We start from the raw sequence: 22,468 nt of genomic DNA, 5'->3' as shown, positions 1-22,468 counted from the left end.
GGCCTTCAGGAACGCCCCTTGCGCTGCCGTCGTCGTCATCAGCCAGACGTATGACGGCGGCCCGCCCGGGCTGAGTCGTTTTTGCCGAGGCTGAGTCGTTTTTTCGGGACAGAGTCGTTTTTTCGGGGCTGAGTCGTTTATGCCGGGGCGGGGCGGCGCGCCGCGCTCAAGGGATCGTCGGCCGCTCGCTCAGCCCGTGAGCACCGCGTCCAGGAAGGGTTCGATGGCCGCTCGCCAGGCCTCCGGCTGGTCGTAGTGGACGAGGTGGCCTGCCTCGGCCACCTCCGCGTACTCGCCGCGGGGCAGGACGCGGACCATCTCCTGGGCCTCGGCGCGGCCGAGTCCGCCGTCGAGGCCGCGGACGACGAGGGCGGGGCACCGGACCTGGGTGAGCTCCTCCCAGTGCGCGTCGTACACCCAGGTCTCGCGGGACTTGAGCATCTGCTCCGGTTCGAAGACGGGCCGCCAGCCGTCCTGGCACTCGTGCATGACCTCGGCGTAGAACTCGCCGCGGGCCGGGTTCGGGCGTTCCACCCAGGGGTCGTCCCAGCCGAACCACTTGCGGACGTCGGCGAGGGTGGCGAAGGGGACGGGCCAGGCCTTGAACCAGTCCTCCCACTCTCGTTGCGAGGCGGCGCCGAGCGCGGAGGCCCGCATGTCACAGATGATCAGGCCGCGCACCAGATCCGGGCGTTTGGCGGCGAGCTGCCAGGCGGTCAGCGCGCCCATGGCGTGGCCGACGACGACGGCCGGGGCGAGGCCGAGCTGTTCCACAGCGGCCTCGGCGTCCTCGACGTAGGCTCCGCGGGTGTAGGCCGCCTGCGGGGGCTTCTCGCTCTGGCCGTGGCCGCGCTGGTCCAGGGCGACGGCACGGTGCCGCTCGGAGAGCCAGCGGGCGGTGGAGGCCCAGTGCGAGGCGCGGCCCATGAGGCCGTGCAGTAACAGCACGCCGGGAGTTCGCTCGATCTCGCCGTCGGGCGGCTCGGCCTGCTCCGGTACGACCGGTCGGCCGTGTCCTGATGCGGCCGGTCCCGCCTGTTCCGGTACTGCCTTCGCCGGGTCGGTCTTCGGAGGATCAGCGAACTCCCAGGCCGCAAGGCGTACGCCACCTGCCCCGGTCACGTCGATGCGCCGCGCCATTGGTCCTGGCACCCCCTAGCTCCGCTCGGACCGCTCGCTCCCGCTCGAGCCGGCCGGTCCTGTGAACCGCGTCCTGCCTGCCGTCGTACCGCTGCACATTCCTGTAGCGCATGTCCCGCGTGCCCCGTCACCCACAGGCTATCGAATGTCTATTCGAAAACGCCGTCTCCCCGTCAACACCCCTCTTTCGAGTGACCCCCCGCGAGGAATGATCGCCGCCACCGAGGGGAGATCTTCAACGGGAGGCGGACCGCTCGGGGAAAACCGGTCCGAGGGGGATGACCCTGAGAGCTCGGGGCTCCGGGTCAGCACAGGGGAGGACAGGCCCCGGCGCCGCACGGCGCCGGGGCCCTCCACACGTCTGCGGCACATCCCCTCCCGCCCCCTTCAGGTCATATGCCTCTCGCGACAGCCTGGCACGCGAAACGTCCGAGCGCTGCGATTCGACGCACTGAATCTTGGATTCGACTCGATCGACGACAACGCCACAACTGCCTCTGTGGTCACGGAAGTTGACCGAATTTACGCAAGCTTCCCCAAGAGAGTGACGCTGCGTCACGACCCGGGGGGACGGCACCAGCGACGGCACCACCCGACCACCGCGGGAGCGGGGCCGTGACGGCACCGGTCAGCGCTTGGCGACGAAGACGTGCGAGGCGACGTCCGCCGCCAGCTCGGCCGCCTCGCCACCACTGCCGACCAGCACACCGCCCGCCGACTCCGTGACGCTCACCACCGAACCGGGCTGCACGCCCGCGCGACGCAGCGTGTACATCAGCTGCGCGTCCGTCTGGATCGGCTCGCCGATACGGCGGACGACGACCGTCTTGCCGTCGGAGCCCGGGTCCAGATCGGCCAGCGACACCATGCCCTCGTCCAGGAACGGGTCCGCGCCGTCCTTCTCGCCCAGTTCCTCCAGGCCCGGGATCGGGTTGCCGTACGGCGACTCGGTCGGGTGGCGCAGCAGCTCCAGCACGCGGCGCTCGACGGCCTCGCTCATCACATGCTCCCAGCGGCAGGCCTCGGCGTGCACCTGCTCCCACTCCAGGCCGATCACGTCGACGAGCAGACACTCCGCGAGCCGGTGCTTGCGCATCACGCGCGTGGCCAGTCGGCGGCCCTCGTCCGTGAGCTCCAGGTGGCGGTCCGGGGCTACCGAGACGAGACCGTCGCGCTCCATCCGCGCGACCGTCTGGCTGACCGTCGGCCCGCTCTGATCGAGCCGCTCGGCGATGCGGGCGCGCATGGGGACGACGCCTTCCTCCTCCAGTTCGAGGATGGTGCGGAGATACATCTCCGTGGTGTCGATCAGTCCGGACATACGTGCCCCTCGATTACCTCTGCCGGAGGCTCGAAGGCTCCCCGGCGCGTGCGCTGGCCCTGGATTCAATTCTGACGCATACCACTGACAACCGGAGCGCTCCGCCGAAACGCCGAGCTCCAGAAGCCGCGCGATTCTGCTACCGCAGCCGCATCAGGCCTCGACCGGCGACGCCGCCCAGCCGCACACAGCCATGCCGTCAGCGCGCGCAGCCGCGTGCTCGCCCAGCCGCGAACCCTGCGTACACCCCCTACACCCCCGTACACCCCCTACACCCCCGTACACCCCCGTACACGCAGACGACCCGCGAGCTCGGGTCCCTCCGCCTCGCGGCGGAGAAGCCGGCCGGACGTACCGGCAGCTCGCGGGTCGGGTGACTGCTTGGGATTGGGCCGGCTGCACGCGTCTCTCACGTGCTGGTCCGGCACCGCACTGAGTGTGGTGGCGAGCCGCTAGCCCGCAGCCACCTCCGACGTCCGGTGTGCATACATGCTCCGAACCACCTCCTCTCCTCGGTGCCCCACACCCTAAGAAAGGGCCGGCCACCGCTCAACCGCTTTTTCGGGCTGACGCGTCCGTCCAGGTCACCTACTGTTCCGGGCATGACAGAGCGGCGTGCGGTTCTCAGTGGTTCGGTGTTCGAGGAGCAGATCGGTTACGCACGCGCCGTGGTCGACGGCGACTGGGTGCACGTGTCGGGGACGACCGGGTACGACTACGCCACCATGACGATCTCCGACGACGTGTGGAGCAGGCCGAGCAGTGTCTGCGGAACATCGGGGCCGCGCTGGCGGAGGCGGGGTGCGGCTTCGCCGACGTCGTACGGGTGCGCTACCTGCTGCCCGACCGGGGCGACTTCGAGCCGTGCTGTCCGGTGCTGCGCCGGATCTTCGGTGAGGTGCGGCCCGCGGCGACGATGATGGTGTGCGGGCTGGCGGATCCCCGTATGAAGATCGAGATCGAGGTGTACGCCAGGAGGCACGCCGCCTGACGGCTCAGGGCTGCCTGCCCTCCAGCAGCCCGGCCAGGTCCAGGGCCGTCGCGATGCGTACGGCCACGTCCTCGGCGTAGGCCGCGTCGGACCGCTCGAAGGGGCTGCGTCCGGAGCCGCGCAGAAACGTCACGACGCCCAGCGTCCGGCCCCGGCTGCGCAGCACCGCGCACAGGGCGTGCACGGCGTCCCCCGGCCACTGCCGGGCCAGGGCCCACTCGCGTGCCTGTTCGGCCGGTACGGTGCCGACGGTGGCCCGTACGGACCCGATCCGCTCGACGCACTGCAGGGCGGGATGGCCCTCGCCGTACCGGACGGGCAGCCCGGCCTGCCCGCTGAGCTGGCTCGGCCCGGGGCCGCCGCCGGAGGGCGTGGCGGCGACCCGCACCAGCCGTACCGGTGCCGACGTCTCGCCGTCCGTCTCGCCGTCGGCCAGGGCGCCGCCCGCCACGCGGTCGATCAGCGCGTGGTCGGCGAAGCCGGCGAGCGCGAAGTCGAGGTACACCGTGGCGGCCTCCGCCGGGTTTTCGCACTCCGCCGCGGCCCGGGCCGCCCGGTGCAGCTGGTTGGTGCGGAACCGCAGCATTGAGGCCTCCTGCTCGCCCTGCTTGGCCTCGGTGACGTCCTGGAAGAGCCAGGCGACGCCGAGCGGCACCGGTTCCTCCGCGAGCGGCGAGGCCAGCCGGACGAACCCGCTGCGCCAGCAGCGCCGCTTCTCGCCCTCCGGGGTCCGCACGCTCACCCAGATCTCGGCGGGCGCGGGCGGCGCGCCCTCCGCCAGGACGTGCGTGAGCGCGCTCTCCAGCTCCTCCACGCCCTGGGAGAGCAGCTCGCCGAGCGGCCGCCCGAGCGCGACCGTGCGTCCCGTGCCGAGGGCCCGCGCCGCGTGCGCGTTGACGACGGCGGGCCGCAGGTCGGCGTCTACGAGGACGACACCCCAGGACGCGTCTTCCAGCAGCGCCTCGCTCAGCGCGATGGACCGCTCGAGGTCCATCTGCGCGTGCACCTCGCTGAAGGCGCAGTACACGCCCGCGGGCTTGCCGTCGGGTCCGCGCACGGCCGCGGACTGTGTCCGCACGAGCACGCGGCCCCCGTCCTTGGTGAGCAGCGCGAACTCCTGCACCTGGCGTCCGGGTGCACGCATGGCGGACATCAGCCGCCCTTCGACCTCCTCGGCGTCCGCACTGCGCAGGGCCCATCCGGCGAGCCCGTGCCGCCCGACCGCCTCGGCCGAGGTCCAGCCCAGGATGCGCTCCGCCTCGCGGTTCCAGTGGGTCACGACGCCGTTCGCGTCGAAGGCGCACAGGGCCGCGTCCATCCCGTCCAGCAGCGCGGCGAGCAGGTCGGAGCCGTCGGGGCCGTCGGGGCCGTCGGGGCCGTCGGGGCCGTCGGGGCCCTCCGGACCGTCCCGCTCGGGCTCGTCCGGCCCCAGCTCGTCGGTGGTCCCACTACGCCGGGAAGCACTCACCTGGACCCCCTGCAGGCTGCGTCCGCACGTAAAGCGCGTCGGTTCGCTCACTGGAATCATTCAACTCGAACGTGACGCAGCACACATCGAGTTCCCACAAGATTGAAGGAATCGTTGTACGGGGAAATTCCCCGTGGGCCGGGATCTACACGGCCATGGCCGTCATCCGCCTCGTCAGCCACAGGTCGCACTCCCCGGGCAGCACGTACCGCTCCACCTCGGTGAACCCGTGCGCCTCAGTGAACCCGTGCGCCTCGGCGAACCGCATTGGGCCCCCGGCCACGTCCGCCGGTCAGCGTCGGTAGAAGATCCGGTCCGCGTACTGCTCGAAGATCCGGCCGTTCCACTCGTGGCCGCCGTCGACGTTGCCGGAGCGCAGCAGCGGGGGCTCGATGCCGCGGTCGGCCAGGACGCCGGCGGTGGTGGCCATGACCGCCTGGAGGAGGGCCGTGGTGACGACCGTGGAGGCGGGCGCGAAGGGCGCCGGGACGGTGTCGAGGGTGAGCTCCGCGTCGCCGGTCGCGATCTTGGAGTCGAGGACGACGTCGCAGTGGTCCCTCAGGTACGTCCCCGAGACGTGCCGGGACTTCGTCTCCGCGGCGTACGCCACCGACGTCACGCCGATGACCTTCACGCCGAGCGCGCGTGCGTTCATGGCCATCTCGACGGGGAGGGCGTTGCGGCCCGACAGCGAGATGATCACCAGGGCGTCGCCGGAGCGGAGGGGGGAGCTGTCCAGGACGGCGGCGGCGAGGCCGTCGACGCGTTCCAGGGCGGAGCCGAGGGTGGCCGGCATGACGTCGACGCCGACGACGCCGGGGACGGCGAGCAGGTTCATCAGGGCGAGGCCGCCGGCGCGGTAGACGACGTCCTGGGCGGCGAGGGAGGAGTGGCCGGCGCCGAACGCGAACAGGCGGCCGCCGGAGGCCACCGTGTCGGCGAGCAGCGTGCCGGCGGCCGTGATCGACTCGGCCTCCTCCTCGCGGACCCGCTGGAGCAGGCCGATGGCCGCGTCGAAGAACTGGCCGGCCAGCGTGCGGTCGCTCATACGGGGTCCCTTCGAGGCGCCTGTGTCGCGGATCACGGTGCGGTCTGGACCAGAGCCGTGTCAATACGGCCGCCTCCGGAACCGATGGTTGTCCGAACCTCGAACCTCACCCAAGCTCTCGAGCAGGGGTACCCCGAGCCACAGCCAGCCATCAGGGCCTTCAGGGGCTCAGGCACTCAGGGCCTCCGGGCCTCCGGGCCTCCGGGCCTCCGGGCCTCAGGGCCTCCGGGCCTCAGGGCCTCAGGGCCTCCGGGCCTCCGGGCCTCCGGGCCTCAGGGCCTCAGGGCCTCAGGGCCTCCGGGCCTCCGGGCCTCAGGGCCTCCGGGCCTCAGGGCCTCCGGGCCTCCGGGCTCATTACAGGACCATCCCTTCTGCAGCCCTCACGGGCTCAGCCGCTCCACTCGCCAGCTGCCGTCCGCCTCCGCCACGTACCGCAGACGGTCGTGGAGGCGGTTCTCGCGGCCCTGCCAGAACTCCACCGTCTGCGGGGCGACCCGGAAGCCGCCCCAGTGCGGCGGGACCGGGACCTGCTCCCCCTCCGGGTAGCGGGCGGCCAGCTCGGCGTAGGCGGCGTCGAGGTCCGCGCGCGAGGCGATCACCGAGGACTGGGCGCTGGCCCAGGCGCCGAGCTGGGAGCCGTGCGGGCGGGTGCGGAAGTACGCGGCGGTCTCGTCCCGGCCGGTGCGGCGGGCGACGCCCTGGACGATGACCTGGCGGGCCATCGGGTGCCACGGGAAGAGCAGGGAGACGTACGGGTTCTGGGCCAGGTCGCGGCCCTTGCGGGAGTCGTAGTTGGTGTAGAAGACGAAGCCCTGCTCGTCGAACGCCTTCAGCAGCACCGTGCGGGAGCTGGGGCGGCCCTCGGCGTCCGCCGTGGAGACGACCATGGCGTTGGGCTCGAACAGCCCGCCCTCCGTCGCGGCCTGCTGGAACCAGCGCGCGAACTGGGCCACGGGGGTCTCGGCCAGGTCGGCCTCGGACAGGCCCTCGGCCCGGTAGTGCTTGCGCATGGAGGCGAGGTCGAAGGGGGCGGCTTCTCCGGCTTCTCGGTGGGTCACGCGGTCATCTTGCCGTATGGGTGGTCCCGGCCCGGAGGGTGTCCTTCGTCCCGCCCTGGAGGGTGTCCTTCGCCCCGCACGGCCGGGTGTCCTCCGCCCTTCCCGGAAGGTGACCTTCGCCCGTCCCGGAAGGTGACCTTCGCCCGTCCCGGAAGGTGTCCTTCGTCACTGCCTGGCACTGAGTGCCGAGCGTTCTCCCCAACGTTGACACTCGGGGATATCGTGCTGCTGCCGTCCCGGTTGGGTGACCGCCGACCGCATGGGGCATCACACGGGTGACCCGCCCCCAACCGCGCTCCGTACGCGACCGCGGATCCGCACGACGTACGCCCACTTCTGACATCCGACACATGGTCGTCGTCCCCCACCACACCATCTGTCGCACAGACCACGAGGAGCCGCCTGATGTCCGACTTCGTACCCGGACTCGAGGGAGTCGTCGCGTTCGAGACGGAGATCGCCGAACCGGACAAGGAGGGCGGCGCCCTCCGGTACCGGGGCGTCGACATCGAGGACCTGGTGGGTCACGTCTCGTTCGGCAACGTCTGGGGCCTGCTCGTCGACGGCGCCTTCAACCCCGGTCTGCCGCCCGCCGAGCCCTTCCCCATCCCCGTGCACTCCGGCGACATCCGCGTGGACGTGCAGTCGGCGCTGGCGATGCTCGCGCCCGTGTGGGGCCTGAAACCGCTCCTCGACATCGACGCCGAGCAGGCCCGCGAGGACCTGGCCCGGGCCGCCGTCATGGCCCTGTCGTACGTCGCCCAGTCGGCCCGCGGCCAGGGCCTGCCGATGGTGCCGCAAAGCGAGATCGACAAGGCGCACTCCGTGGTGGAGCGCTTCATGATCCGCTGGCGGGGCGAGCCGGACCCCAAGCACGTGGCAGCCGTCGACGCCTACTGGACGTCCGCCGCCGAGCACGGCATGAACGCCTCCACCTTCACCGCCCGCGTGATCGCCTCCACCGGCGCCGACGTGGCGGCCGCCCTGTCGGGCGCGGTGGGCGCCATGTCCGGCCCGCTGCACGGCGGCGCCCCCTCCCGCGTCCTCGGGATGATCGAGGAGATCGAGCGGACCGGGGACGCCGAGGGGTACGTCAAGCAGGCGCTGGACCGGGGCGAGCGCCTCATGGGCTTCGGGCACCGGGTGTACCGCGCCGAGGACCCGCGCGCGCGGGTGCTGCGCCGGACCGCCCGGGAGCTCGGCGCCCCGCGCTACGAGGTCGCCGAGGCCCTGGAGAAGGCGGCCCTGGAGGAGCTGCACAACCGCCGGCCCGACCGGGTCCTGGCCACCAATGTCGAGTTCTGGGCGGCGATCGTCCTGGACTTCGCCGAGGTGCCGGCGCACATGTTCACGTCCATGTTCACCTGCGCCCGTACGGCGGGCTGGTCGGCGCACATCCTGGAGCAGAAGCGCACCGGCCGCCTGGTCCGCCCGTCCGCCCGCTATGTCGGCCCCGGCCCGCGGAACCCGCGGGAGATCGAGGGCTACGAGGACATCGTGCGCTGACTCGCCGTCCGTCCAACGGGCATCACGCGGGGCTGAGCAGCTCCGCGTGATGCCGTTCGGCCACCAGCGGGTGGGCCCGCAGCTTGCCCTTCAGCTCGTTGAAGCCGTACTCCGCGAACAGCGGGTTGTCCGGGTCGTCGGTGACACCGGGCGCGGTGGAGGCGTGCGGGAACGGCAGCGGTTCGACGCGGGCGTCCAGGCGCGGGTTGTAGAAGAACGGCACGGAGAAGCGCTCGGTGGCGCCGGGCGGGCTGACGACCCGGTGGTTGGTGGCCATGAGGTAGCCGTTGGTGGCCACCTCCAGCAGCTCGCCGAGGTTGACGACGAACGCGCCCGGTATCGGCGGCACGTCGTGGAACCGCCCGTCCTCGCGCTGCACCTGGAGCCCGCCGACCTCGTCCTGGAGCAGCAGCGTCAGGAAGCCGTAGTCCTTGTGGGCGCCCACGCCCTGGTCGGTGCCGTCGGCCGGGCTGCCCGGGTAGCGGACGAGCTTGAGGTGCGGGTGGGCGTGCTCGCCGAAGATCGGGTCGTAGAAGTCTGCGGGCGCGCCGATGGCGGCCAGCAGCTCGTGCAGCAGCTTCTCGGCGACCTGGCTGAGCCGGTCGATCCAGCTCAGGGCTGCGGTGCGCAGCTCGGGCAGGGCGGCCGGCCACTGGTTGGGGCCCTGGAGCCACCAGTAGGCGGGCTCGCCCGGCCCGGGGACGCGGGCGGGCCGCTCCGCACCGATGTCGAGCTGGTCGCGCCAGTCGCGGGCGCCGCCGGTGCGCTCGTCGCCGGTGCGCGTGTAGCCGCGGAAGTGGGGCGAGTTGACGTTGTCGAGGGCGAGGCGGTCGGCCTCGGGCAGCCGGAAGAAGGCGTGCATGGCGCCGAGCAGCGCGTCGGTCTCGGCCTGGGTGACGCCGTGCCCGACGAGCTGGAAGAAGCCCACGTCGTGGGCGGCGCTGTGCAGCTGCGCGTGCAGCACCGCACGGGCCTGGGGGCCGCGGTCGGCCGCGGAGAGGTCGATGATCGGGAGCTGGTCGTACGACGGGTTCGTCGTCGGGTTCGTCGTCGGGTTCGTGACCGGGTTCGTCATGAGTGCGTCCGCAGGGTGTACGGGGGCCCGGGCCGCCGCCATGGGTGAGCGCGGCCGCAGGTGCCGAAAGGAAACGGGAGAGGGGGCTGGGTCAGGCAGAACGCCGACAGCCCATGCTCGTGACGCGCGCGTAGTCCACGTGACGGCGTCGCACGAGCATCGGAAGCATGCGCACAGGGTACTGCGGGGCGCGGGATACGGATGTGGCCCGGTTCACGGCCCTTGAGAAGCGGCCCGAGGGCTCAGCCCAGCGCCTCCTCCAGCAGGGCCGCCCACTGGGCCACGACCCGCTCGCGTCGGGCGCGGTCGTCGGTGAGCAGGTTGGCGAGGCCCAGGCCACGGGCCATGTCGAGCAGGCCCTGCACCGTCTCCCGTACGCCCGGCCGGGTCTCGTCGGCGCCGAGCAGCTCGACCGCGATCCGGTGGGTCTCGCGGCCGACGCGGGCCTCCAGTTCGGTCACGCGGGGCCGCAGCTGCTCCTCGTTGGAGGCGGCGACCCACAGGTGCAGGGCGGCGCGGAAGAGGGGGCCGGTGTAGAGGTCGACGAGGGCGGACACCACGGCCCGCCGGTCTCCCGCGGCGCCCTGCGGGAACAGCGCGCGCAGGGCGGTCGAGCGTTCCTCGGCGACGTACTCGACGGCCGCCGTGAAGAGGTCCTCGCGGGTCGGGAAGTGGTGCTGGGCGGCGCCGCGGGAGACGCCGGCGCGTTCGGAGACGACGGAGACCGTGGAGCCCGCCCAGCCGTGCTCGGCGAGGCAGGCGACGGCGGCTTCCAGGAGCCGCTGCCGGGTGGCCCGGCTGCGGTCCTGCTTGGGGACGCGGTCGCGTTCGACTGTGCTCACACCTCCCATGCGGGGTCCCGTCGTTCGAGGAAGGCCGTCATGCCCTCGCGCGCCTGCGCGGAGGAGAACAGCCGGGCCGAGAGCGCGGTCAGGTCGGCCGCGTCCCGGTCGAAGGCTTCCAGCACCCTAGCCGTGAGCAGCCGTTTCGTCTCGGCCAGGCCCTGGGGGGAGGAGCGGCGCAGGCCGTTCAGCACCGGCGCCAGTACAGCGTCGACGTCGTCCCCGGCCGCCGTCACGAGGCCGATCCGCGCCGCCTCGGCCGCGTCGAAGCGCTCACCGGTGAGGTAGTAGCGGGCGAGGGCGCGCGGGTCGGTGCGGGGCAGGAGCGGCAGCGAGATGACCGCGGGCGCCACCCCGATCCGCACCTCCGTGAAGGCGAAGGTGGCGGCGGTGGACGCGGCCGCGATGTCGCAGGCCGCCAGCAGGCCGAGGCCGCCCGCGCGGACGTGTCCGGTGACGCGGGCGACGACCGGTTTGCGCAGCTCGACGATCTGCCGCAGCAGGCCGACCAACGCGTCCGGGTGGGGCGGGTCGCGCAGGTCCGCGCCCGCGCAGAACGTGTTGCCGGTGTGGGTGAGGACGACCGCGCGGACGTCGCCGTCCTTGGCGCATCCGGTCAGCGCGTCCGCCAGCTCGCCGACGAGCGCCGCCGACAGGGCGTTGCGGTTGTGCGGCGAGTCCAGGCTGAGCGTCTCGACGGCACGCGCGCGCGTGCGTCCGATCAACGTCACGACTGCTCCTTGAGTTCCCGCTGCTGCTGTTCCCGCAGGTTCCGCAGCGCCCGCCGCAGGATCTTCCCGGAGGCGGCGCGGGGCACCGCGTCGATGAAGGTGACCTGCCGGACCCGCTTGTAGGGGGCGACGCGCTCGGCGACGTACATCATGACCTCTCCTTCGGAGAGGTCATGCGCGGTCGGCTGGCGCACCACGTGGGCGTGCGGGACCTCGTTGCCGTCGTCGTTGTAGACGCCGATGACGGCGGCGTCGGCGATGCCGGGGTGGGTGAGCAGGAGGGCCTCCAGTTCGGCGGGCGCCACCTGGAAGCCCTTGTACTTGATGAGTTCCTTGACCCGGTCGACGACGAACAGCCAGCCGCCCGCGTCCACGTGGCCCACGTCCCCGGTGTGCAGCCAGCCGTCGGCGTCGATCATCGCGGCGGTGGCGTCGGGGCGGCCCAGGTAGCCCTTCATGACCTGGGGTCCGCGGATGAGGATCTCGCCGACCTCGCCGACGCCGAGGTCCTTGTCGGGGTCGGCGAGGGAGACGATCCGCATCTCGGTGCCGGCGATGAGCTTGCCGACCGCGCCGGGGGGTGCCTCACGCATGGCGTCCAGGGGGACGACGTGCGTCCCCGGCGACAGTTCCGTCATGCCGTAGGCCTGGCCGACGGGCGGCAGGTTCAGGCGCTGCGAGCAGGCCGCGGCGAGCTCCGCGTCCAGAGGTGCGGCGGCGCTGATGACGTACTTCAGGGACGACAGGTCGTACCGCGCCACGGCCGGGTGCTTGGCGAGGGCCAGCACGATCGGCGGGGCCACGTACAGGCCGGTGATGCGGTGGTTCTGGATGGCCGCGAGGAAGGTCTCCAGCTCGAAGCGGGGCAGCACGACGACGGTGGCGCCCTTCCGCAGGGGCGCGTTCATCAGGGCCGTCAGACCGTAGATGTGGAAGAAGGGCAGCACGGCGAGGATCCGGTCGCCGGGGCCCGCCGAGATCGCCGGTTCGAGTTGGGCGAGGTTGGTGGCGATCTGACGGTGCGTGAGCATCACGCCCTTGGGTATGCCGGTGGTGCCCGACGAGTACGGCAGGGCCGCGACGTCCTCGGCCGGGTCGATGCCGACGGACGGGTCCGGCGCGGCCGAGGCGAGCATGTCGATCAGGGAGCGGTGTCCGGGCGCGCTGTCGCAGACGAAGATCTCCCGCACCCCGCCCGCGAGTTCGGCGGCCCGGCGCGCCGCCTCCAGCAGGGGCGACACGGTGACGATCCAGCGCGCCGCCGAGTCACGCAGCTGCTTGGCGAACTCCTCGGGCGTGGCGAGCGGGTGCACGGTCGTGACGGAGGCACCCGCGCGCGTGGCGGCGTAGAAGGCGATAGGGAAGGAGACGGTGTTCGGGCTGTGCAGGGCAAGGACGTCGCCCTTGCGCACGCCGGCCTCGGCGAGCGCGGCGGCGATCCGCCGGTGGAACCGGTCCACCTGGTCGTACGTGAGGGTGGTGCCGTCCGTGCCGTCGATCAGCGCGGGTGCGTCACCGAACTCGGTGGCTCGGCCCAGCACGGCCTCGTGGATGGGAAGGTCGACGGCCGGGACGTCTGCGTACTCGCTGCGGAACACGGTTCCTCCTCGCACGACGGTGTGCGCCAATACGGCCTAGTACGACTTGGGCAGGCCCAGGGTCTGGTGGGAGACGTAGTTGAGAATCATCTCCCGGCTCACCGGAGCAATACGAGCCACGCGTGCGGCGGTTATCAACGAAGCGAGCCCGAATTCCCGCGTGAGGCCGTTGCCGCCGAGGGTGTGCACGGCCTGGTCGACGGCCTTCACGCAGGCCTCGGCGGCCGCGTACTTGGCCATGTTGGCGGCCTCCCCGGCGCCCACGTCGTCGCCGGCGTCGTACAGGTGGGCCGCCTTCTGCATCATCAGGCGGGCGAGTTCGAGGTCGATGTGCGCCTGGGCGAGCGGGTGGGCGATGGCCTGGTGGGCGCCGATGGGCGCCTTCCAGACGGTACGGTCGCGGGCGTACTCGACCGCCCGGGACAGCGCGTACCGCCCCATGCCGATCGCGAAGGCGGCCGTCATGATCCGCTCGGGGTTGAGCCCGGCGAACAACTGCAGCAGGCCCGCGTCCTCGTCGCCGACGAGCGCGTCGGCGGGCAGCCGTACGTCGTCCAGGACCAGCTCGAACTGCTTCTCGGCGGCCTTGAGCTCCATGTCGATCGGCCGCCGCTCGAAGCCCTCGGTGTCGCGCGGGACGATGAACAGGCACGGCTTGAGACGTCCGGTGCGGGCGTCCTCGGTGCGGCCGACGATCAGGGTGGCGTCGGCGATGTCGACACCGGAGACGAACACCTTGCGGCCGGTCAGCAGCCAGTCGGCGCCGTCCCGGCGGGCGGTGGTGGTGATCCGGTGGGAGTTGGAACCGGCGTCGGGCTCGGTGATGCCGAACGCCATGGTGCGGGTGCCGTCGGCGATCCCCGGGAGCCAGGCCTGTTTCTGCGCCTCGGTGCCGAAGCGGGCGATGACGGTGCCGCAGATCGCCGGGGAGACGACCAGCATGAGGAGGGGGCAGCCGGCCGCGCCCAGCTCTTCGAGGACGATCGACAGTTCGGCGATGCCGCCGCCACCTCCGCCGTATGCCTCCGGCAGGTTGACGCCGAGATAACCGAGCTTGGCTGCGTCTGACCACAGCTCGGTGGGGTGGCCGCCTTCTTCGACGGCACGGGTGATGTACTCGCGGCCGTAGCGCTTGCCCAGGGCGGCTACGGCGGATCGGAGGGCCTTGTGTTCTTCGGATTCGATGACCGGGGACATGGGAGCTCCTAGGAGAGGGGGCAGCAGGCCGTCTGGAGGGTGCGAGTCGCTGGCGGGTGCGAGTCGCTGGAGGGTGCGAGTCGTTCGTGGCTGGTCGCGCGGTTCTCCGCGCCCCTTACTCGGCGTTGCTGTGGACGATTGCCAGGAGGGTGCCGAGCTCCACCTGCTGGCCCGGGCTCGCGTGCAGGGCCGCGAGCGTGCCGGTGACCGGCGCCGAGATCTTGTGCTCCATCTTCATCGCCTCCAGCCACAGCAGGGGTTCTCCGGCCCGTACGGCGGCTCCTACGGCCAGACCGTCGGCGACGCGCACGACCGTGCCCGGCATGGGCGCGAGCAGGGACCCGGGGGCGCGCTGGGCGGCCGGGTCGGGGAAGCGGGGCAGGGCGGTGAGGGCGGTGGCGTTGACGTACACCTGGTCGCCGTAGCGGGCCACCTCGAACTTCCGCTGCACGCCGTCCACTTCGAGGACGACGAGCTGCGCGTCCGCGTGCACGACCCGCACCCCGTCGGCGGCGAGGCCCTCCCGCGTGTGCCGGTAGCGGACCTCGTGCTCCTCGCCCGCCATGGCGTACCGCTTGACCTGCGGCTGCGAGGGCAGGTTGCGCCAGCCGCCGAACCGTGAGCGGCCGTGGGCGTCGGCGAGCGCGGCGGCCAGCGGGGCGTACGGGTCGGGGTCGGGCTCGGTGAGTTCGGCGAGGTGGCGGTCGTAGAAGCCGGTGTCCGTACGAGCGCTCGTGAACTCCTCGTGCCGCAGCGAGCGGACGAGGAGGTCCCGGTTGGTGACCGGGCCGTGGATCACCGCCCGCTCCAGGGCGCCGGCGAGCCTGCGGACCGCCTCCGCGCGCGTGGGGGCGTGGGCGACCACCTTGGCGAGCATGGGGTCGTAGTGGACGCCGATCGCGTCGCCGTCGGTGTAGCCGGTGTCCAGGCGGACGCCGTCCGGTACGGCGAGGCGGTGCAGGGTGCCGGTCTGCGGGGCCCATTCGCGGGCCGGGTCCTCGGCGTAGAGGCGGGCCTCGATCGCGTGGCCATGCGCGCGTGGCGGCTCGGCCGGGAGGGTGTGCCCCTCGGCGATGCGGATCTGCAGGGCGACCAGGTCGATGCCGAACACGGCCTCCGTGACGGGGTGTTCGACCTGGAGGCGGGTGTTCATCTCAAGGAAGTGGGCCCGGCCGTCGGCCACCAGGAACTCGACGGTGCCGGCGCCGACGTAGTCGACGGCACGGGCGGCCCGTACGGCCATCTCGTGCAGCTCCTGCGCGAGCTCCTCGGAGAGCCCGGGCGCCGGCGCCTCCTCGATCACCTTCTGGTGGCGCCGCTGGAGGGAGCAGTCGCGGGTGCCGAGCGCCCACACGGTGCCGTGGGTGTCGGCGATGATCTGCACCTCGACGTGCCGGCCGCCCGCGTCGCCCCCCAGGTATGGCTCGACGAAGACCTCGCCGTCGCCGAAGGCGCTCGCCGCCTCCGCGCGGGCGGCCGCCAGCTCGGCGTCCAGGTCCGCGAGACTCCGTACGACCCGCATCCCGCGCCCGCCGCCGCCGGCGGCCGCCTTCACCAGGACGGGCAGGTCGGCCTCCGTGACGTGCCGGAGGGGCTGGAGGCCCATCAGCTCCTTGGCCCGCGTCTTCGACGCCATCGCCTCGATGGCCTCCGGCGGCGGCCCGATCCAGACCAGGCCCGCGTCGAGCACGGCGCGCGCGAAGCCGGCGTTCTCGGAGAGGAAGCCGTACCCCGGGTGCACGGCGTCCGCGCCCGCCGCGACCGCCGCCTTCACGATCAGGTCGCCGCGCAGATACGTCTCGGCGGGCACCGCCCCCGGCAGCCGTACCGCCGCGTCGGCCACGCGCGCGTGCAGCGCGTTCTCGTCGGCGTCCGAGTGCACGGCCACCGTCCGGATTCCCGCCTCGCGGCAGGTACGGAAGACGCGGCAGGCGATCTCGCCCCGGTTCGCGACGAGCACAGAAGTGATCACTGATGATCCCTCACATCCGGAAGACGCCGAAGCCACCGCGCGCCCCCTCGTAGGGCGCCGTGTGGATGGCCGACAGGCACAGGCCGAGGACGGTGCGGGTGTCGCGCGGGTCGATGACGCCGTCGTCGTACAGCCGCCCGGACAGGAACATCGGCAGCGACTCGGACTCGATCTGCTGCTCCACCATCGCCCGCAGCGCCGCGTCCGCCTCCTCGTCGTACGGCTGCCCCTTCGCGGCCGCCGACTGCCGGGCCACGATGGACAGGACGCCCGCGAGCTGCTGCGGGCCCATGACGGCGGACTTGGCGCTCGGCCAGGCGAACAGGAACCGCGGGTCGTACGCCCGCCCGCACATGCCGTAGTGCCCGGCGCCGTAGGACGCCCCCATGAGGACGGAAAGGTGCGGCACCGTCGAATTGGAGACGGCGTTGATCATCATCGCGCCGTGCTTGATGATGCCGCCCTGCTCGTACTCCCTGCCGACCATGTAGCCGGTGGTGTTGTGCAGGAACAGCAGCGGGATGTCGCGCTGGTTGGCGAGCTGGATGAACTGGGCGGCCTTCTGCGACTCCTCGCTGAACAGCACGCCCTGCGCATTGGCCAGGATGCCGACGGGATAGCCGTGCAGGGTCGCCCAGCCGGTGGCGAGGCTCGTCCCGTACAGCGGCTTGAACTCGTCGAAGTCGGAGGCGTCGACGATCCGGGCGATGACCTCGCGCGGGTCGAAGGGGGTCTTCAGGTCGCCCGGGACGATGCCCAGGAGCTCCTCCTGGTCGTACTTGGGAGGGGCCGCCGGCCCCGGATCGGGATACGCCTTGCGGTGGTTGAGGCGGGCGACCACGCGGCGCGCCTGCCGGAGGGCGTCCTGCTCGTCGACGGCGAAGTAGTCGGCGAGACCCGACACGCGCGCGTGCATCTCGGCGCCGCCGAGGGACTCGTCGTCGCTCTCCTCGCCGGTCGCCATCTTCACCAGCGGCGGCCCACCGAGGAACACCTTCGCCCGCTCCTTGACCATGATCACGTGGTCGGACATGCCGGGGATGTAGGCGCCCCCGGCGGTGGAGTTGCCGAAGACGACGGCGACGGTCGGGATCCCGGCGGCCGACAGCCTGGTCAGGTCGCGGAAGATGGCGCCCCCGGGGATGAAGATCTCCTTCTGGGCGGGCAGGTCGGCGCCTCCGGACTCCACGAGACTGATGCACGGCAGCCGGTTGGCGAGCGCGATGTCGTTCGCGCGCAGCGCCTTCTTCAGGCTCCACGGATTGCTGGCGCCGCCGCGCACGGTCGGGTCGTTCGCGGTGATCAGGCACTCCACGCCCTCGACGACCCCGATCCCGGTGACCAGCGAGGCGCCGACGGTGTAGTCGCTGCCCCAGGCGGCGAGCGGCGACAGCTCCAGGAAGGGCGTGTCCGGGTCGAGGAGCAACTCGATGCGCTCGCGGGCGAGCAGCTTGCCGCGCCTGCGGTGCCGCTCGACGTACTTGGCGCCGCCGCCCGCGAGCGCCTTGGCGTGCTCGGCGTCGAGGTCGGCGAGTTTGGCGAGCATGGCCTCGCGGTGGGCGCGGTAGTCGGGGCCGGTGGTGTCCAGCGCGGAGGGAAGGACCGTCACAGAAGGACCTCCGGGATGTCCAGGTGGCGGGAGCGCAGCCATTCGCCGAGGGCCTTGGCCTGCGGGTCGAACCGGTGCTGGGCGGCGACGCCGGCGCCGAGGATGCCCTCGACGACGAAGTTGAGGGCACGGAGGTTGGGCAGGAGGTGCCGGACGACGGTCAGCTGACGACTTTCAGGAATCAGCTGCTGAAATCTGTCGGCCGTCAGTTCGTGGGCGAGCCACCGCCAGGCGTCCTCCGTCCGCGCCCAGACGCCCACGTTCGCGTTTTTGCCCTTGTCCCCACTGCGGGCCCCGGCGACGAGCCCGAGCGGGGCGCGCCGGGTGGGCCCCGGTGGCAGGGGTTCCGGCAGCGGCGGCTCCGGCACGTCGTCGAGTACGAGCGTGTCCTGGGCCGGGGACACAGGGATACGGCGGCCGTCGTGGAGCACGGCCACGTGGTCGACGGCGTCCTGAGGGACGTACGCGGCCTCGAAGACCCCATAGGGTGCCCCCTTTCCGGGAGGCGCCGACACATGGAAGCCGGGGTAGCTGGCCAGCGCCAGCTCCACGGCGGCCGCGCTCAGGGCCCGCCCCACGGCCTCCTGGTCCCGGTCCCGTACGACTAGCCGGAGCAGGGCGCTCGCCGTCTCCTCGGTGCCTGCGTCGGGCCGGTCGGTGCGGACGAGGTCCCAGCGCACCTCGGAGGGGCGGGACTTCGCGGCGCTCAGGGCGTCCTCCATCTGCTGCCGCACGAGGCCGGCCTTGCGCTCGATGTCGAGTCCGGTGAGGACGAAGGTGACCTCGTTGCGGAAGCCGCCCAGGCGGTTGAGGCCTACCTTGAGGGTGGGCGGCGGTGCCTCTCCGCGCACTCCCTCGATGCGGACCCGGTCGGGCCCGTCCTGGCGCAGTCGTACGGTGTCCAGCCGCGCCGTGACGTCGGGCCCGGCGTACCGGGCACCCCCGGTCTCGTACAGCAGCTGGGCCGTCACCGTGCCGACGTCCACGACGCCGCCGGTGCCGGGGTGCTTGGTGATGACCGAGGTGCCGTCCTCGTGGAGCTCGGCGAGCGGGAAGCCGGGGTGGCGCAGCCGCTCGGGGGCGTGGTCGGTGAAGAAGGCGTAGTTGCCGCCGGTGGCCTGGGTGCCGCACTCCAGGACGTGCCCGGCGACGAGGGCGCCCGCGAGACGGTCGTACTCCCCCGGCTCCCAGCCGAAGTGGGCGGCGGCGGGCCCGGTGACCAGGGCCGCGTCCGTCACGCGCCCGGTGACGACGACATCGGCGCTCTCGCGCAGACAGGCGGCGATGCCGAAGCCGCCGAGGTAGGCGTGGGCGGCGAGGCTGTCCGGGTACCGGGCCCTGAGGTCGTCGCCCTCGACATGGGCGACGCGCACGGGGATGCCGAGCCGATCGGCCAACTCCCTTACCGCGTCGGCGAGTCCGGCGGGGTTGAGCCCGCCGGCGTTCGTCACGATCCTGACGGACCGCTCGTGGGCGAGGCCGAGGCACTCCTCCAGTTGCCGCAGGAAGGTGCGGGCGTATCCGGCCGTGGGGTCCTTCAGCCGGTCCCGCCCCAGGATGAGCATGGTCAGCTCGGCGAGGTAGTCGCCGGTGAGGACGTCCAGTTCACCGCCGGTGAGCATCTCGCGCAGGGCGTCGAACCGGTCGCCGTAGAAGCCGGAGGCGTTGCCTGTGCGGAGGGGAGCGGTCACGGCCGGGCTCCCCCGGCGTTCCTGGGTTCGCGCCCGGCGCCGGACGGGCCCGCGAAGGCCTGGGCGATGTCGAGCCAGCGGTCGGCGTCGGGGCCTACGGCACGGAGGGCGAGGTCGGCGCGGTGGGCGCGCTGGGTGACCAGGAGACAGAAGTCGAGGGCGGGGCCGGTGACGCGCTGGGGGGCGTCCTCGGGGCCGTACGTCCACAAGTCGCCGGAGGGGGAGAGGAGTTCGACGCGGAAGTCGTCGGCGGGGGCCGGGAGTCCATGGACGCCGTGGGCGAAGTCGCGGGTCCGCACCCCGAGCCATGCCACATGCCTGATCCGGTCGGTGGGGGCGCGCACCGCACCGAGCGCGTCCGCCACGTCCTGTCCGTGCGCCCAGGTCTCCATCAGGCGGGCGGTGGCCATGGAGGCGGCGGACATGGGCGGGCCGTACCACGGGAACCGGGCGCCGGGAGCCGCCTCGCGCAGCGCCTTGTCGAGGGCGGTACGCCCTTCCCGCCACTGCGCCAGCAGTTCGGCGGGCGGGAGCTGGGCCGCTTCTTCAGCCCCCTGGTCGACGAAGGACTCGGGCGCCGCGAGCGCCTTCTCCACCAGCGCGCGGAACCCGTCCTCGTCCGTGAGGGCGAGGAGGGCCGAGCGGTCCGTCCAGGTGAGGTGCGCGATCTGGTGGGCGATGGTCCAGCGGGGCGCAGGGGTCGCGAGCGCCCACTGCTCCCTGCTCAACTCGGCCACGAGCCGGTCGAGTTCCTCGCTCTCCTCGCGCAGGTCGTCGACCACGGGCGTCGGATCGGACACGGTGACGCTCCCCTCGGGGCACGGCGGTGTGCGGGGCGGTGTGGTGAGGAGCATGGCAGCGGGGTCAGAAACAATCAAGCATGCTTGCATTAATTGGTTTCACGCGCCCCGCTCCCCAGTCAGGTGGGCAAGAGGCTGCCCGACGCGATCGGTGCCTCCGTCGCAGCGCACTACGGGTACGCCCTGAGTGACGCGACGGGCCGCGCGCGCACGATCGACCAGGCCGCGCCGGAGCGGTGGAAGGTCTGCTTCCAGAAGCGCGGCGAACTGCCCAACTCGGTGATCCTCGGCGTCGTCCGCACGGAGGAGACCTGTCCGGCGCGCTGGATCGACGAGACGTAGTGATCCGGACGGGGCGACCACGATGAAGCGATACCGCTCCCCGGCGGCAGCCCTGAAACAGCCCTCGCCCCGCAGGCCGGCTCACCCGCCTGCGCGTTCCCCTCTCCTCCGGCCCACCTGCGTCCGGACCGCGCCCATGCTCGCCGCGATGACGAGCGCGATGGCCACCGCCTCCGTCGCGGAGAGGGACTGGCCCAGGACGAGGAAGCCGGCCGTTGCGGCGATGGCCGGTTCCAGGCTCATGAGGATGGCGAAGGTGGAGGCGGGCAGGCGGCGCAGGGCGAGGAGTTCGAGGGTGTAGGGGAGGACGGAGGACAGCAGCGCCACCGCCGCACCCAGCGCGAACGTCGTCGGGACGACGAGCTTCGCGCCCGACTCCGCGATCCCCAACGGCAGGAACAGCACCGCGCCGACCGCCATCGCCAGGGCCAGCCCGTCGGCTTGTGGGAAGCGTCGGCCCGTACGGGCACTGAAGACGATGTACGCCGCCCACATGGCGCCCGCGCCCAGCGCGAAGGCGACACCGACGGGGTCGAGGTCGCTGAAGCCTCCGCCGCCGAGAAGGAAGACCCCGGCCAAAGCGAGGCCCGCCCATACGACGTTGATCGCGCGACGCGAGGCCAGGACCGACAGCGCGAGCGGGCCGAGGACTTCCAGAGTGACGGCCGGGCCCAGCGGGATACGGGCGACCGCCTGGTAGAAGAGGCCGTTCATCGCGGCCATCGTGATGCCGAAGACGACAACCGTCGCCCAGTCGGTGCGCGAGTGCCCCCGCAGCCGGGGCCGGCAGACCAGCAGCAGCACGATCGCGGCCACCAGCAACCGCAGCGCCACGACGCCGAGCGCACCGGCCCGCGGCATCAGCGTCACGGCCAGCGCCCCGCCGAACTGCACCGAGACACCCCCGGCCAGGACCAGACCGACAGGGCCGAGGGAGCCGAAACGGCGCGGGGCACCAGTCGGCGCGGGTGCGCGGTCCGATGCGGAGCGGTTCGGTGAGGAGGTGACCGGGCTCGACGGGGACGGGTTGGCGGCGCTGGGGGTGCTCACGGGGCGGTCCAGGGACTGGGCTCGGGGTTCGTTCATCGCGATGTACTACCGAGTCCAGGGTAGTGGACTCCGTCAGGCGTGTGAACCCTTCACGCAACTGTCCCGGATGCCTCAGATGCTGCCGCTCCAGGGCTCCTCGTCATGCCTCAGATGCTGCCGCTCCAGGGCTCCTCGTCGCGGAAGAGGGGGCGGCCGTCGGGGCGGGTAGCCGACTGTCGGGAAGCCGTGGCCGTCTCCCTGCCGTCCCGGGGCCCGAAGATCTCCAGTGCCTCCGTGTCCGTCGCGCGGGCGCCGAGGAAGTAGTCGGCCCATGCGGCGATGTCCTCGTAGGCGCACTCCGCGGTGAGGCGGGCGACGGCCGCCGGGACGTCGTACGGGGTGACGCGGAGGTCGGTGCCGGGGCCCAGGAGGCACCAGTGGGCGCCGGGGCGGCCGTAGGGCATGCCGACACTGCCGGGGTTGACGACCTGGCGGCCGTGGGCAAGGCGGACGTAGGGCATGTGGGTGTGGCCGCAGACCACCGTGCGGACGTCGTCGAGGCGGGCGAAGACCTCCGTCCAGTGGGCCGGGCGCGAGTCGACGAGGACGACCTCCTCGTCGTCGCGGGGGGTGGCGTGGCAGAACAGGACCTTGCCGAGGCCGCGGACGGAGAGCGTCAGCGTCCTGGGGAGGGCGGCCAGGAAGTCGACCTGGTCGTCGCGGAGCGCGGATGCGACGAACGGGCCGATCGGGTCGGGGATGTCGTCGCGTTCACCGCGGCGGTACTCGACCAGTTCGCGGTCCGCGTTGCCCGCCACCCACAGCACCTTCTCGCCCTGGGCGCGCAGGAGGTCCAGGACGTCCGCCGGCTGCGGTCCCGCCGCGATGTCACCGGTGAGCACGATGCGGTCGGCGGTGGCCACCTCCGGTTCGGCGAGCACCGCTTCCAGGGCGGGGAGGACTCCGTGGATGTCGGACAGGACGGCGACACCAATCAGCAGCATGGCCCCCATCGTCCGGGGACGATCCCCTTCACGGCTGTGTGTTCGC

Annotated in this window: 19 protein-coding genes and 1 pseudogene; 3 read left to right on the top strand and 17 right to left on the bottom strand. The window is 72.4% G+C overall.

The window, feature by feature from the left end; all coding sequences use genetic code 11:
* Positions 1-189 precede the first annotated feature (189 nt).
* Positions 190-1,140, bottom strand: coding sequence for an alpha/beta fold hydrolase (locus ABZV31_RS17780; RefSeq protein WP_355894603.1), 951 nt, complete (start codon positions 1,138-1,140; stop codon positions 190-192).
* A 628-nt stretch (positions 1,141-1,768) separates the two neighbouring features.
* Complete coding sequence (locus tag ABZV31_RS17775; RefSeq protein ID WP_355894409.1) at positions 1,769-2,461, bottom strand: metal-dependent transcriptional regulator; 693 nt, start codon at positions 2,459-2,461, stop codon at positions 1,769-1,771.
* 602 nt (positions 2,462-3,063) lie between these two features.
* Here ABZV31_RS17775 and ABZV31_RS17770 point away from each other — a divergent pair.
* Positions 3,064-3,452 (top strand): annotated as a pseudogene (locus ABZV31_RS17770) (RidA family protein).
* Between the two features lie 4 nt (positions 3,453-3,456).
* Here ABZV31_RS17770 and ABZV31_RS17765 read toward each other — a convergent pair.
* From ABZV31_RS17765 to pdxH, 4 genes are all read right to left on the bottom strand, one after another.
* Positions 3,457-4,920, bottom strand: coding sequence for a PAS domain-containing protein (locus ABZV31_RS17765; RefSeq protein ID WP_355894407.1), 1,464 nt, complete (start codon positions 4,918-4,920; stop codon positions 3,457-3,459).
* 145 nt (positions 4,921-5,065) lie between these two features.
* Positions 5,066-5,188: a hypothetical protein gene (locus ABZV31_RS17760; RefSeq protein ID WP_355894404.1), complete on the bottom strand. Its 123-nt coding sequence runs from the start codon at positions 5,186-5,188 to the stop codon at positions 5,066-5,068.
* A 24-nt stretch (positions 5,189-5,212) separates the two neighbouring features.
* Positions 5,213-5,968, bottom strand: a complete 756-nt coding sequence (locus ABZV31_RS17755) for an SIS domain-containing protein (protein WP_355894401.1) — start codon at positions 5,966-5,968, stop codon at positions 5,213-5,215.
* A 380-nt stretch (positions 5,969-6,348) separates the two neighbouring features.
* The gene (pdxH, locus tag ABZV31_RS17750) at positions 6,349-6,978 is read right to left on the bottom strand and encodes a pyridoxamine 5'-phosphate oxidase (protein ID WP_355894600.1); all 630 of its coding nucleotides are present in this window, start codon (positions 6,976-6,978) and stop codon (positions 6,349-6,351) included.
* Between the two features lie 453 nt (positions 6,979-7,431).
* Between pdxH and ABZV31_RS17745 the strand changes: the two genes are divergently transcribed.
* On the top strand, positions 7,432-8,532 hold the full coding sequence (locus ABZV31_RS17745; protein ID WP_355894399.1) for a citrate synthase 2: 1,101 nt from the start codon (positions 7,432-7,434) through the stop codon (positions 8,530-8,532).
* Positions 8,533-8,554: 22 nt separating this feature from the next.
* Here ABZV31_RS17745 and ABZV31_RS17740 read toward each other — a convergent pair whose 3' ends face one another.
* The 9 genes from ABZV31_RS17740 to ABZV31_RS17700 all read right to left on the bottom strand — a co-directional run bounded on the left by ABZV31_RS17740 (position 8,555) and on the right by ABZV31_RS17700 (position 20,047).
* Positions 8,555-9,607 (bottom strand): 2-oxoglutarate and iron-dependent oxygenase domain-containing protein, encoded by a 1,053-nt coding sequence (locus ABZV31_RS17740; protein WP_355894396.1) that lies wholly within the window; start codon positions 9,605-9,607, stop codon positions 8,555-8,557.
* A gap of 242 nt (positions 9,608-9,849) precedes the next feature.
* Positions 9,850-10,458: a TetR/AcrR family transcriptional regulator gene (locus ABZV31_RS17735; protein ID WP_355894394.1), complete on the bottom strand. Its 609-nt coding sequence runs from the start codon at positions 10,456-10,458 to the stop codon at positions 9,850-9,852.
* Positions 10,446-11,180, bottom strand: coding sequence for an enoyl-CoA hydratase family protein (locus ABZV31_RS17730; RefSeq protein ID WP_355894392.1), 735 nt, complete (start codon positions 11,178-11,180; stop codon positions 10,446-10,448). Before ABZV31_RS17730 ends, ABZV31_RS17735 begins: the two co-directional genes overlap by 13 nt.
* The gene (locus ABZV31_RS17725; RefSeq protein WP_355894389.1) at positions 11,177-12,778 is read right to left on the bottom strand and encodes a 4-coumarate--CoA ligase family protein; all 1,602 of its coding nucleotides are present in this window, start codon (positions 12,776-12,778) and stop codon (positions 11,177-11,179) included. The genes ABZV31_RS17730 and ABZV31_RS17725 overlap by 4 nt, the downstream gene beginning before the upstream one ends.
* A gap of 36 nt (positions 12,779-12,814) precedes the next feature.
* Positions 12,815-13,975, bottom strand: coding sequence for an acyl-CoA dehydrogenase family protein (locus tag ABZV31_RS17720; protein ID WP_355894387.1), 1,161 nt, complete (start codon positions 13,973-13,975; stop codon positions 12,815-12,817).
* A 115-nt stretch (positions 13,976-14,090) separates the two neighbouring features.
* Entirely contained in the window at positions 14,091-15,947 is a 1,857-nt protein-coding gene (locus ABZV31_RS17715) for a biotin carboxylase N-terminal domain-containing protein (protein ID WP_355894385.1), read from the bottom strand.
* A gap of 10 nt (positions 15,948-15,957) precedes the next feature.
* Positions 15,958-17,556, bottom strand: a complete 1,599-nt coding sequence (locus ABZV31_RS17710) for a carboxyl transferase domain-containing protein (protein ID WP_355894382.1) — start codon at positions 17,554-17,556, stop codon at positions 15,958-15,960.
* Positions 17,553-19,247 carry an acyclic terpene utilization AtuA family protein gene (locus ABZV31_RS17705; protein ID WP_355894379.1) on the bottom strand — a complete coding sequence of 565 codons (1,695 nt, stop codon included), beginning with the start codon at positions 19,245-19,247 and terminating at the stop codon, positions 17,553-17,555. The genes ABZV31_RS17710 and ABZV31_RS17705 overlap by 4 nt, the downstream gene beginning before the upstream one ends.
* Positions 19,244-20,047, bottom strand: coding sequence for a TIGR03084 family metal-binding protein (locus ABZV31_RS17700; RefSeq protein ID WP_355894376.1), 804 nt, complete (start codon positions 20,045-20,047; stop codon positions 19,244-19,246). Before ABZV31_RS17700 ends, ABZV31_RS17705 begins: the two co-directional genes overlap by 4 nt.
* 123 nt (positions 20,048-20,170) lie before the next feature.
* Between ABZV31_RS17700 and ABZV31_RS17695 the strand changes: the two genes are divergently transcribed.
* On the top strand, positions 20,171-20,389 hold the full coding sequence (locus tag ABZV31_RS17695; RefSeq protein WP_355894373.1) for a hypothetical protein: 219 nt from the start codon (positions 20,171-20,173) through the stop codon (positions 20,387-20,389).
* An 81-nt stretch (positions 20,390-20,470) separates the two neighbouring features.
* Here ABZV31_RS17695 and ABZV31_RS17690 read toward each other — a convergent pair whose 3' ends face one another.
* Positions 20,471-21,439, bottom strand: coding sequence for an EamA family transporter (locus ABZV31_RS17690; protein WP_355894598.1), 969 nt, complete (start codon positions 21,437-21,439; stop codon positions 20,471-20,473).
* Between the two features lie 146 nt (positions 21,440-21,585).
* On the bottom strand, positions 21,586-22,422 hold the full coding sequence (locus ABZV31_RS17685; protein WP_355894370.1) for a metallophosphoesterase family protein: 837 nt from the start codon (positions 22,420-22,422) through the stop codon (positions 21,586-21,588).
* Between the last annotated feature and the right edge of the window lie 46 nt (positions 22,423-22,468).

The sequence above is a fragment of the Streptomyces sp. NPDC005202 genome (assembly GCF_040608235.1).
Classification (GTDB): Bacteria; Actinomycetota; Actinomycetes; order Streptomycetales; family Streptomycetaceae; genus Streptomyces.
Note: the sequence above shows the minus strand (reverse complement) of the source record. Positions and strands in the feature narration are given on the sequence as shown.